We start from the raw sequence: 12,080 nt of genomic DNA, 5'->3' as shown, positions 1-12,080 counted from the left end.
GCCACATCATCCGATTGGACGATGGTTCGCAAGCGCAGATGGCCAATTCTCACCATTCAGTGAATCTCCCGATGACGCCGGAATTTAGACGCGTCTTAATCATGGCGGCGCGGGTGGGTCGCACCGGAAACATGTCGTATGGAGGATGGAGCGTGCTGATGGAGACGAGATGGGCTCCGCAAGAGAGCCAGGCAACAAGTGACGAGGCCGATATCGGCGTCGCGGATTTCAGCGAGCTGATGGCGCGCATCTACCAGGGGCCGCTGGAGACGCCGCCGTGGGCCGGTGCACTCGAACTCGTCCGTCGCTGGCTGCAGGCGAACTACGTGACGCTGATCCTGCGTGCGGCCGCGAGCGATCGCCGCGCGCCGCTGTCCGTACACGCGTCGGAGTTCGGCCCGGTCGTCCCGGGCGACGGTCAGGCAGCCTACAACGACTATTACTATTCCCTCGACCCGTTCGTCGGCTTGCCGGCCGATCGCGTGGTCACGGTCGACGACGTGTTCGGCGACACCGGCTGGCTGTCGAGCGAGCTGTACAAGCAGTTCCTGAAGCCGCAGGACGTGCGCTATATCCTCGGCGCCGACCTGCGCACGCCGTCGGGCGTCGAATGCCGGTTCCGTGTCTGCCGCAACCATGCGTCGAAGCAGTTCTCCGCGCGCGACAAGGCGATCTGCGCGCTGCTGCTGCCGCACCTGAAGCGTGCGATCGAACTGCATTCGCGGCTCGATTCGGCCGAGGTCGAACGATCGATCTACGCAAACGCGATCGACCGGATGCAGGTCGGCACGATCGCGCTCGACGAGAACGGCACGATCATCGACATGAACAGCGTTGCCGACGAGATCCTCAAGCAGAACAACGGTCTGACGATTGCGCGCGGCACGATCGAGGCGACCGACGCGCAGGAGAACCGCACGCTGAAGCGGCTGATCCGCCACGCGGTAATGGGCCACCACGGCACGGCCGCGGCGACCGTCGAGGCGATGCCGATCACGCGCAGCTTCGACAAGCCGCGCCTCGGGCTGCTGGTGCGCACGGTGCTGCTGTCCGACTGGTCGGAAGACAACAAGCGGCGGCCGGCCGTCACGCTGTTCCTGCGCGACCCCGACCGCAAGCCGCAGGGTGCGCAGGAAATCATCCGCAAGCTGTTCGACCTGACGCCGGCCGAGACGTCGCTCGCGCTGTTGCTGACGAACGGGCTGACGCTCGAGGAGGCGGCGGAGGAATCGGGAATCAGCAAGAACACGGCGCGCACGCACCTGCGCGCGATCTTCTCGAAGACGGGTGTCACGCGGCAGGCGACGCTCGTGCGGATCCTGCTCGGGAGCGTCGTGCCGCTCGGCTAGGCGGATGCCGATACCGACCCATCGGAAGTGGACGCAATCGTCCGGCAATACGTCGGCATCGATCGACACATCGTGTGTTGCGCGGTGACGACGGCATCATGCAAAAGAGGCTCGCACCGTGCGAGCCTCTTCTTCATTCGAGCCGATAGTACGTATCGGACATTCGGCGATACCCACCGCGTTTACGACCCGCGCGTCGAGCGATTCGCCCACTCGGCCAGCGCCGGCCATTGCGCACCACCGCGCCGGATGAACCCGACGCCCGTACGGATCACGAGTGCGCCGATCGCGAGCGCGGCCACGTCGTCGAGGCGGCCGAAGCCGACCAGCGCCGCGCTCATTGCAAGCGCCGCCAGCAATGACGACAGCGCATCGGTACGCACATGCCAGCCGCTCGCCTCGAGCAACGCGGAACCGGTCTCGCGTGCCTTGCGCAGCATCCAGGACGAAAGCACGGCCTTGCCGACAAGCGTGACGGCGACGAGCGCGAGTGTCGCCGCCCCCGGCTGCACGATGGGTGGTGTATCGAACCGGTGCATCGCGTGCCAGATCATCTGCGCGCCGGTCGCGACGAGCAGTGCGCCCAGGCCCGCGAGCGCGAGCGGTTCGTAGGTCGGGCGCCGCTCCGGCGGCAAGCGCGCGTCGAGCCGGCACGCGACGAGGATCAGCGCATCGGCCGCGAGGTCGATCGCCGCATGCGCGACGTCCGCGAGCAGCCCCGACGAATGCGCGGACCACGCCGCAGCCGTCTCGGCGGCGAGCAGCAGCAGGTTGATCGCGAGGCTGACGGCGAGGGCGCGGGACGTGGCCGCATAAACGTGGGAGGTGGCGCGCGACGTGCGCTGCATGGCGGATTCGTCTATCGATAGCGTGGGTCAGCCCCGAACGCTACCGGTCGACGGTGGCAGATCAGTGACACGGACAGAACCGCCGCATCCGCCCACGATGCGCAAGCAAACACGCCAGCCGTCCGGGTCGAATGCCGTGAACGGCGAAGGGTGCCGGCCGCGGCGCGTTCAGCGCAACCAGCACCGCGGACGCTTGCGCCCGCGGCCTTCCCGCTTCCGCTCAAAGTGTCTCGATGGCCAACGCGATACCCTGGCCGCCGCCGATGCATAACGTCACGACGCCACGCCTGATGCCGTCACGCTGCATCGAGTGGATCAGGCGTGTCGTCAGCACCGCGCCCGTCGCACCGATCGCATGACCGTGCGCGATCGCGCCGCCTTCGACGTTGACGAGTTCCTCGGCGATCCCGAGCTGGCCAGCCACCGCGATCGGCACGACCGCGAACGCTTCGTTGATCTCGAAACGTTCGACGTCCACCAGTTTCCAGCCCGCCCGTTCGAGCGCGATCTTCACGGCCGGAACGGGGCCGAGCCCGAACATGCCCGGCTCGACGGCGGCGACGCCGAATGCAACCAGCCGGGCGCTCGGCGCGATGCCGTGCGCATCGGCAAACGCGCGCTCCGCAACCAGCATCGCCGATGCGCCGCTGTTCAGGCCCGGTGCGTTGCCTGCGGTAATCGTGCCGTCCGGGCGGAACGCGGGTTTCAGTTTCGCGAGTGCTTCGAGCGTCGTGTCGGGGCGCGGCGTCTCGTCGCGCGCAAACGCGACGCGCGCCTTGCGCTGCAGGACCTCGACCGGCACGAGTTCGGCGTCGAACTTGCCGTCCGCCAGCGCGGCGGAAAAGCGCTGTTGCGAGCGCAGCGCCCAGCGATCCTGGCGGTCGCGCGAGATGTCGAGCTGGCTCGCGAGATCCTCGGTGTGCCACCCCGAATGCTGGTCGGAAAACGCGTCGACGAGACCGTCGCGCAGCATGCTGTCGCGGATCGGCGCGTCGCCCATCCGGTAGCCCGAGCGTGCGCCGTCGAGCAGGTACGGCGCGCGCTCCATGCTTTCCATGCCGCCGGCGATTGCCGCGTTCGCGTAACCCAGCAGGATCTCCTGCGCGGCATTGACGACCGCCTGCGCGCCGGAGCCGCAGACGCGGTTGACCGTCAGCGCCGGGACTTTGACCGGCAGGCCCGCGCCGATGGCGGCCTGCCGGGCCGGGTTCATCTTGTTACCGGCCTGGATCACGTTGCCCAGCACGACCGTGTCGATCGCCGCGCCGTCGAGCCCGCTGCGCAGCAAGGTTTCGCGCACGGCGATCGCCCCGAGTTCCGTGGCCGGGGTGTCCTTCAGGGTGCCGTTGAACGTACCGATCGGCGTCCGGACGGGATGGCAGATGACGATTTCGCGTGTACTCATGATGCGTTCCTGGATCACGTTGCAAGGTGCGCGGGCAAAGCTGTCGCAAACGGTGCACGCCGCGCGTTTCGCGTCGCCGTTTCGATTGCGCCGCAACGCCGGCAGGGCCGCGGACGCTGCGCAACATGACTGCAGCCGATGCGCGGGTCGCCAGCATCACGTGAGCGAACGGCAATTATGCATATGCATACGTTGAACCGTATCTATGCATATGCATATTGTCAACAGGGGTATTGCGAGGACGTCAGCCTGGCGCCGCCTCCGGGGGCACGATTCGGTGCCTTGCGCTCACCACCCACGATCTCGACATTATAGAAATAATGTCAAATTTTGATATTGGAATGATTGGATGTTTAACGGTTTACGTTATATTATTTACGAAACTCCCGACGAAACCAGCCATGTCCGATCTCGCTGCCGATGAACCCCGCCTGACCGCCGAAATCGAGCGCCTCAAGGCCGACTTCCCGAAAACCCGCGAGCTGTATCGCGAAGCCTGCGCGCTGCTGTTCTTCCGCTTCGGCATCACGCCCACGGCAAACCGCCTGTATCAGCTCGTCCGCAAGGGCAGCATGAGCACGCCCACGGCCGTCCTCGGCGAGTTCTGGGCCGAGTTGCGGGAAAAGAGCCGCGTCCGCATCGAGCATCCCGACCTGCCGGCCGATCTGCAAGCGGCAGCCGGCGAACTGGTCGCCGCGCTGTGGAATCGGTCAAGCAACGACGCTGCTGCCGCGCTCGACGCGCTGCGCGCGGAAGTCGAAGCGGAACGGGTTGCGGCGAAAACGGAAGTCGCGACGTTGCAGGCCGAGCTGGCCCGCACCGAAACCGCGCTGGAGCAACGCACGGCGGCGCTGCTGGCCGCGCAGGTGCGCATTCAGGAACTGGAGCAGGCGAGGGCGGCCGACGAAGCATCGCGACACGCGCTGCAAGCGGATATCGAGCGACTGAAGACCGACAACGCGGAAGGCGACCGCGCACTCGCGCAGGCACGCGCGGATTTCACGACCCAGCTCGACCGGTTGCGCGACGACGCGGGCCGCGCCGAGGAACGCCTGCGCGCGTCGGAAAAACGGGCGCTTCACGAGATCGATCGTGAGCGGCTCGCGGCCGCGCGGTTGCAAAAGGAACTCGACGCGACGGCAACGCGCACGGAACAACGCGATGCGCAACACCGGAAGGACATCGCCGATCTGCAGGCCCAACTCGGCGATGCGCTGCATCGATGCGGCGTGCTTCAGGGGCAGCTGGACGGCGCGCAGGCGACCGATACGGCACGTGGCAAGGAACTCGACGCATTGAGGCGCGAGATGACGGTACTCGCCCGCCGGCCGCCGCTGCGCGGCGTCAAGACGGCGCCGGCCACGCAGCGGGAAGCGCGCAAGGCCCGCACGAGAAAGCGCGTCGACGAAGCGCCGCGCTGACGATGAAACCGCCAGCGCGCGCCGATCGATAGCGGCGCACACCCCGAGGCGAGCCCGCCCGATTCAACTCAACTCGTCACATATCGCGACGGCAGTGGCGGCGCGTCCGCCGGAATCGTCACGAGCGACGTATTCAGCCAGCCCTGCGGCGTGCCGTTCGACTGCGCATAGGCGCCGACGTACGGCATCATCCGCGTCGTCTGGTAGACCTGCGGCGTCCAGCCGGCCGGCGCGAGGAAGATCGACGTCGCACGCTTCTCGCTGTACGCGGATGCGCCATACGTCGAGATGTTCCACAGCGTCTGTTGATACGTCGCGTAGTCCGCGTTGTGACGCGAACCGCCGGCCTGCCACCCTTCGAGCTGGATGAACGTGTTGTATGTGCCGGCGCCCGCGAGCAGGTTGTTCACCGTGCGCCCGTACAGGAACGACAGGATCAGCCCGCAGTTCGCCGGCGCGAAATCGCTGCCGACGCTCAGGTAGTAGCGGCCAGTCGTGTTCAGGACCGACGCGTAGTGCGAGTTGCCGATATCCGTCGACGTCGTCAGTCCGCTCGCGCCCATGAAGCTGTCGAACGCCTGCATCGTGACGCCCGCCGGCAGGTCGCTCGTTGCGCTGATCGCGACGAGGTGCGAACCGGCCGCCAGCAGCGTCAGGAACGCGGACAACGTCGCCGCGATCCAGTTGCCTTGCGCGTCGACGAACGGAAACGCGCGATAGCCCGTCAGCGCAAAGACCGCTGGGTCCGTACCGGCCTGCCACGCGATCTGCGGCACCCACATCGTCAGCGGGCCGGCGTTCGATGCGTTCGACACGTATTGCTTCAGCGCATCGATCAGCTGCGCATCGGCGGCGGGCAGCACGGTGTAGGACGCGCCGTTCTGCCAGCGCTGCACCCATTGCGCGACGAAGCCCGCGAGCTGGCCGCCGGTGAAGTCGGCGGGCGGCACGTAGCCGAGCGAACCGGTGCTCTGGTACGCGGACTGGATGGCCGCGGCCGTGCGCACGTTGCTGCCGAACATGCTGTTCGCGAAATCCTGGCAGTTGTTGACCGGCGGCGTCGAAAGCTGCGCGAGCGGGACGACCCATGCGCCGTTCGCGGTCGCGACGCCGCGATACAGATTCAGATTCGCGACCGAGTCGTGACCGGGAAACGTCACGGCGTCGGCGCCCGACACGTAGCCGGCCGACGGCGTGACGCTGACGGTGGTCGGCTGCGAGCCGAACGGATGCGTATACGCGATCGCGAACGATGCATCGCCGCCGGCGAGGCTGAACGACCCCGTGCAATCGCCCCAGCTGTTCGACGCGCTGACGGCCGTCGATTGCCCGGTCGCAATCAACGCTTGCGATGCTTGCGGCGTCGAGCCGCTCTGGCTCGCTGCATTGCCGAACGCGAGCGTCGTCGACGGAATCGCATTGGTGACGTTGATCGTGATGGAGCGATCGGCGATGCCGTAGCTGCGCGCGGACGCATTCGCGGCACCGGCCGCGGCAAGCGACGATGCGGAGGTCGGATTGCCGTCGCCGCCACAAGCGGCCAGCGTGCCGACGAGCGGCGACAGGGTCAGCGCGGCGCCGCGCTGGATGAAGCGTCGACGGTTCGGCGCGGGCGGACGGACGGGTTTCGAGGCGGTCATGGGGCGTTCCTGGTCACGGGTTCGAGAGGAGGTAACGACGGTCCGGCGCATTGCACACGTGTGCAATGCCGGCTGCTCGTTCACGACCGCCGGCACATGCGCCGCGCATATTTAAGCGGGAGATCGATGAAACGCCCGCGACGAAACCGAGTCGCTCGTGTGACGCCGTGCGCGCGGTGGTGCAGGGGGGAGCGCCCGCCAGGCATTGGGCGCCCGGCGGGGATCAGGTAAAGTGCCGCTCAACATGCCGGTTCGACGTTACTAGACGACCGGTCTAATCGTTGCTACCATACGCCATCATGAATGCATCTTCAGGCGCGGAAGTCCGCCAGCACATCCTGAATATCGCGAAGCCGATCATGCTCCACAAGGGGTTTTCGGCGGTCGGTCTGAACGAGATTCTCGCTGCGGCGGGCATCCCGAAGGGCTCGTTCTACCATTACTTCGGCTCGAAAGAGGCATTCGGCGAAGCGCTGCTCGAATCGTATTTCGAAGGCTATCTCGCGCATCTCGACAACCTGCTCAAGCATCAGGCCGGCACCGGCGCCGAACGCCTGATGACGTACTGGGGCAACTGGCTGCACACGCAGTGCGCGGACGATCCGGAAGGCAAGTGCCTCGCGGTGAAGCTCGGCGCGGAAGTATCGGACCTGTCGGAAGCGATGCGCGCGGTGCTTCGACGCGGCACGAGCCAGATCATCGAGCGGCTCGCGGGCGGCATCGAGGCCGGGCTGGCCGACGGCTCGCTGCGTGCAGTCGACGATCCGCCGCACACGGCCGCGATCCTCTACGAGCTGTGGCTGGGCGCAACGCTGCTGGAAAAGATTCATCGCAACCGCCAGCCGCTCGAAAGGGCGATGGCCGAAACGCTGCGCATGCTGAACCTGCCGCCGGTCGCGCAGGGCGGTGCGCAGTCGTAATCCGGGCGCGCTTCGGCGCGCCTTGTTTTCGCCCTGATTCTAGACGACTGGTCTACTCAAACACGCATGACGAACGCTTCACTCCGCGTTACGCTGTCCCGATTGCTCCAACCGCACGCGTGCGACCGCGACGGCCGCGATGCCGACGCGGCCGCGGGCGTGCATCTTCTGCTGGTCCATCCCTGATCCGAACGTGCCCACGAAGCACGTTCATTCCTGTTGACGGAGGCTCACATGCCGCAAAGCAAGACCGCAAACCGCCAGATCGTCCTGGCTTCGCGCCCGGTCGGCGCACCGACGCCGGGCAACTTCCGCTCGGAAACCGGTGACGTGCCGACGCCCGGCGCCGGCCAGGTGCTGCTGCGCACGGTCTGGTTGTCGCTCGACCCGTACATGCGCGGCCGGATGAGCGACGCGCCGTCCTATGCGCCGCCGGCCGAACTCGGCCAGCCGATGGTCGGCGGCACGGTCAGCCGCGTCGTCGCGTCGAACCTGCCGGCCTTCCGCGAAGGCGATCTGGTCGTCGCCGGGGCCGGCTGGCAAGACTATGCGCTGTCCGACGGCCGCGACCTGATTGCGCTCGGCCGCGATTTCGCGCATCCGTCGTACGCGCTCGGCGTGCTCGGCATGCCGGGCTTCACCGCGTACACGGGGCTGCTGAAGATCGGCGAACCGAAGGCCGGCGAAACCGTGGTTGTCGCGGCCGCGAGCGGCGCGGTCGGCGCGGTGGTCGGCCAGATCGCGAAGCTGAAGGGCTGCCGCGTGGTCGGCGTCGCAGGCGGCGCCGACAAGTGCGCCTACGTGACCGACTCGCTCGGCTTCGACGCCTGCGTCGACCATCGCGATCCGGCATTCGCGGCGAAGCTGAAGGAAGCGTGCCCGAACGGCATCGACGTCTATTTCGAGAACGTCGGCGGCGCCGTGTTCGACGCGGTGTGGCCGCTGTTGAACGATCATGCGCGCGTGCCCGTCTGCGGGATCATTGCGCATTACAACGACTCGGCATACGACGACAAGGCCGTGTCGACCGGCCGCGATCGCGTGCCGGCGCTGATGGGCACGATCCTGCGCAAGCGCATCCGCATGCAGGGTTTCATCATCCTCGACCACTATGCGACCGGTTATGCGGCGTTCCTGAAGGAGATGAGCGAATGGGTCGCGCAGGGCAAGGTGAAGACGCTCGAGGACGTCGTCCCCGATCTCGCCGACGCGCCGGAAGCACTGGTCGGCTTGCTCGCCGGCAAGAATTTCGGCAAGGTCGTCGTGCGCGTGGGCCCGGACGAACTGGCCTGATGCCGCGGCACGGCAACACATGACGGTTGCACGCTGGCGTCGCGCGACGCCAGCTTGTGGCATGCTCGATTTCGATTCAAAAGGAGTGACAAGATGGCGCTTCACGTGATTGCTTCCCTGTTCCTGAAACCCGAACATGCGCAGGCCGCCGAGGCCGAACTGCGCAGCATGGTCGCGAAGACGCGCACCGAGCCCGGCAACCGGCGTTACGACCTGTTCCGCGAACAGGACGGCTCGCCGAACCTGCACCTGTACGAGATCTACGACGACCAGGCCGCATTCGACGCGCACCTCGCGAGCCCGTATTTCGGCGAATTCCGCACGAAGTCGGCCGACTGGTTCACGGCGCCGCCCGTCATCAAGGTGCTGTCGGGCATCGACGTGGCTGAGTAACACCCGCTTCACCGCCGCGGCTCGTCCCCACCCGGGCCGCGCGGCACCCGTCGTGCGCAGCGCGACGGCGATGACGACACCGCACGGCGCCGCGTTCGCGCCGCTCCCCCAATACAACGGCCCCGGAGGCTGAATGGTCACCCTCAACATCAACGGCGAAACCCGCACGGTAGACGCTCCCGACGACATGCCCTTGCTCTGGGTGCTGCGCGACGTCGTCGGCCTCACCGGCACCAAGTTCGGCTGCGGGATCGCGCAATGCGGCGCGTGCACCGTGCATCTCGACGGCGTCGCCGCGCGTTCGTGCGTGCTGCCGGTCGCGGCCGTCGCGGGCCGCAAGATCACGACGATCGAAGCCGTCGGCGCGACGCCGGCCGGGCACAAGGTCCAGCAGGCCTGGCGCGAGCTCGACGTCGTCCAGTGCGGCTATTGCCAGTCGGGGCAGGTGATGGCCGCCACCGCGCTGATCGCGTCGAACCCGAACCCGAGCGATGCCGACATCGACGCGGCGATGGCCGGCAACATCTGCCGCTGCGGCACCTACAACCGGATTCGCGCGGCCGTGAAGCAAGCCGCGAAGGGAGCCTGACATGTCACGCGGACTGATCGAAGCAGGTCGGGCCGGCACGGGCGTGTCGCGCCGGTCGTTTCTGAAACTCGGCATGTCGCTCGGCGCGGCGGCTGGCGGCGGCCTGCTGCTCGGCTTCAGCCTGCCGGCAGCGGGCGATGACGCGCGGCGCTCGGTGATCGGCGGCGATGCGGCCGAACCCGCGCAGCCGGGCGTATTCGCGCCGAACGCGTTCGTGCAGATCGACCGCGCCGGCAAGGTCACGCTGGTGATGCCGAAGGTCGAGATGGGGCAGGGTGTCTATACGTCGCTGCCGATGCTGATCGCCGAGGAACTCGAAGTGCCGCTGTCGAGCGTGACGCTCGATCATGCGCCGCCGAACGAGAAACTGTTCATGGACCCGCTGCTCGGCGGCCAGCTCACCGGCGGCTCGACGTCGGTGCGCTATGCGTGGGAACCGATGCGCCGTGCGGGCGCGACCGCGCGCACGCTGCTGGTCTCGGCAGCCGCAAAACAATGGAACGTCGATCCCGCCAGCTGCCGCGCCGCGAACGGCGAAGTGCAGCATCCGCCGAGCGGCCGCCGTGCGTCGTACGGCCAGTTGGCCGATGCCGCGGCGAAGCTGCCGGTGCCGAAGGATGTCGTGCTGAAGAAGCCCGAGGATTTCAAGCTGATCGGCACGCCCGCGAAGCGCCTCGATTCGCCGGAGAAGGTCGACGGCTCCGCGCAGTTCGGGCTCGACGTACGCCTGCCCGGCATGCTGTACGCGGTAATCGTGAACAGCCCGGTGTTCGGCGGCACGGTCGCGAGCGTCGATGACACAGCCGCGAAGAAGATTCCCGGCGTGCGCCAGGTCGTGCGCGTCGACAACGCGGTCGCGGTGGTCGGCGATCACACGTGGGCCGCGAAGCGTGGCGCATCGGCGCTCGTCGTGAAGTGGAACGAAGGCGCGGGCGCGAAGGTATCGACGAAGGATCTGTTCGCGGATCTCGCGCAGGCGGCGGCGAACGGCAAGGGCGCGGTCGCACGCAAGGAAGGCGACGTCGGCAAGGCCTTCGCGAACGCGAAGACGCGCGTCGACGCCGTGTACGAACAGCCGCTGCTCGCGCACGCGACGATGGAGCCCGTGAACTGCACGGTGCACGTGCGCGGCGACGGCTGCGAGATCTGGGTCGGCACGCAGGTGCCGACGCGGGCGCGCGATACCGTGCAGCAGCTCACGAGCTTTCCGCCGGACAAGATCGTCGTGCACAACCACCTGCTCGGCGGCGGCTTCGGCCGGCGGCTGGAAACGGACATGATCGGCCAGGCCGTGAAGGTCGGCAAGCAGGTCAATGGGCCGGTGAAGGTGATCTGGACGCGCGAGGAAGACGTCCAGCACGACATGTACCGGCCGTGCTACTACGACAAAATCTCGGCCGGCCTCGACGCGAACGGTAAGCCGGTCGCGTGGCAGCACCGGATCGTCGGTTCGTCGATCATGGCGCGCTTCGCGCCGCCGGCGTTCCAGAACGGCGTCGATCCCGATGCGGTCGAGGTCGCGGCCGAGCTGCCGTACGACCTGCCGAACCAGCTCGTCGACTACGTGCGCCAGGAGCCGCGCCACGTGCCGACCGCGTTCTGGCGCGGCGTCGGCCCGACCCGCGGCACGTTCGTCGTCGAGAGCTTCATCGACGAGCTGGCCGCGCAGACCAAGACCGACCCGGTGCAATACCGCCGCGCGCTGCTCGACAAGACGCCGCGCGCCCGCAACGTGCTCGACGTGGCAACGAAGGCGGCCGGCTGGGGGGCGTCGCTGCCGAAGGGGCAAGGGCGCGGCGTCTCGGTGATGCACGCGTTCGGCAGTTTTTTCTCGATCGTCATCGACGTCGCGGTGGACGGCGGTGAGGTGCAGGTCAAGCGCGTCGTGTGCGCGGTCGATTGCGGCATGTTCGTCAATCCGAACACGATCGAGGCGCAGGTGCAGGGCGGCATCATCTTCGGGATCACGGGCGCGCTGTACGGCGAGATCACGATCGAGGACGGCCGCGTCGTGCAGGGCAACTTCACCGACTACCGGATGATGCGCATCAACGAGACGCCTCCGATCGAGGTTCACCTGGTGAAGAGTGGCGAAGCGCCGGGCGGGATCGGCGAGCCTGGCACGGCCGCGACGGCGGCGGCGCTGTCGAACGCGATCTTCGCGGCGACCGGCACGCGGCTGCGCAAGCTGCCGGTCGGCAACCAGCTGAAGATGGCCTGAG

The 12,080-nt window shown here is 67.4% G+C and carries 10 protein-coding genes; 7 read left to right on the top strand and 3 right to left on the bottom strand.

All coding sequences use genetic code 11. The features are described 5' to 3' along the window. The first annotated feature begins 158 nt into the window (after positions 1-158). A complete protein-coding gene (locus U5809_RS22135) occupies positions 159-1,349 on the top strand; it encodes a helix-turn-helix transcriptional regulator (protein ID WP_282509936.1) in 1,191 nt (396 codons plus the stop codon). A 182-nt stretch (positions 1,350-1,531) separates the two neighbouring features. On the opposite strand, the gene U5809_RS22130 is transcribed toward U5809_RS22135, so the two are convergent. Next, a complete protein-coding gene (locus U5809_RS22130) occupies positions 1,532-2,197 on the bottom strand; it encodes a cation diffusion facilitator family transporter (protein ID WP_322088117.1) in 666 nt (221 codons plus the stop codon). 220 nt (positions 2,198-2,417) lie between these two features. Further along, positions 2,418-3,602 (bottom strand): thiolase family protein, encoded by a 1,185-nt coding sequence (locus U5809_RS22125; RefSeq protein ID WP_322088116.1) that lies wholly within the window; start codon positions 3,600-3,602, stop codon positions 2,418-2,420. A gap of 401 nt (positions 3,603-4,003) precedes the next feature. Here U5809_RS22125 and U5809_RS22120 point away from each other — a divergent pair, with 401 nt between their 5' ends. After that, complete coding sequence (locus U5809_RS22120; protein ID WP_322088210.1) at positions 4,004-5,023, top strand: DNA-binding protein; 1,020 nt, start codon at positions 4,004-4,006, stop codon at positions 5,021-5,023. Between the two features lie 68 nt (positions 5,024-5,091). Here U5809_RS22120 and U5809_RS22115 read toward each other — a convergent pair whose 3' ends face one another. Continuing rightward, a complete protein-coding gene (locus U5809_RS22115) occupies positions 5,092-6,663 on the bottom strand; it encodes a hypothetical protein (protein ID WP_322088115.1) in 1,572 nt (523 codons plus the stop codon). Positions 6,664-6,962: 299 nt separating this feature from the next. Here U5809_RS22115 and U5809_RS22110 point away from each other — a divergent pair, with 299 nt between their 5' ends. The 5 genes from U5809_RS22110 to U5809_RS22090 all read left to right on the top strand — a co-directional run bounded on the left by U5809_RS22110 (position 6,963) and on the right by U5809_RS22090 (position 12,079). After that, the gene (locus tag U5809_RS22110) at positions 6,963-7,583 is read left to right on the top strand and encodes a TetR/AcrR family transcriptional regulator (protein ID WP_322088114.1); all 621 of its coding nucleotides are present in this window, start codon (positions 6,963-6,965) and stop codon (positions 7,581-7,583) included. Positions 7,584-7,817: 234 nt separating this feature from the next. Continuing rightward, a complete protein-coding gene (locus tag U5809_RS22105) occupies positions 7,818-8,876 on the top strand; it encodes an NADP-dependent oxidoreductase (RefSeq protein ID WP_322088113.1) in 1,059 nt (352 codons plus the stop codon). 93 nt (positions 8,877-8,969) lie between these two features. Then, the gene (locus tag U5809_RS22100; protein ID WP_006482784.1) at positions 8,970-9,269 is read left to right on the top strand and encodes a putative quinol monooxygenase; all 300 of its coding nucleotides are present in this window, start codon (positions 8,970-8,972) and stop codon (positions 9,267-9,269) included. Between the two features lie 133 nt (positions 9,270-9,402). After that, positions 9,403-9,858: a (2Fe-2S)-binding protein gene (locus U5809_RS22095; protein WP_048244466.1), complete on the top strand. Its 456-nt coding sequence runs from the start codon at positions 9,403-9,405 to the stop codon at positions 9,856-9,858. 1 nt (position 9,859) lies between these two features. After that, the gene (locus U5809_RS22090; protein WP_322088112.1) at positions 9,860-12,079 is read left to right on the top strand and encodes a xanthine dehydrogenase family protein molybdopterin-binding subunit; all 2,220 of its coding nucleotides are present in this window, start codon (positions 9,860-9,862) and stop codon (positions 12,077-12,079) included. Position 12,080 lies beyond the last annotated feature (1 nt).

Source organism: Burkholderia sp. BCC1999 (assembly GCF_905339975.1).
In the GTDB taxonomy this organism is placed as follows: Bacteria; Pseudomonadota; Gammaproteobacteria; order Burkholderiales; family Burkholderiaceae; genus Burkholderia.
Note: the sequence above shows the minus strand (reverse complement) of the source record. Positions and strands in the feature narration are given on the sequence as shown.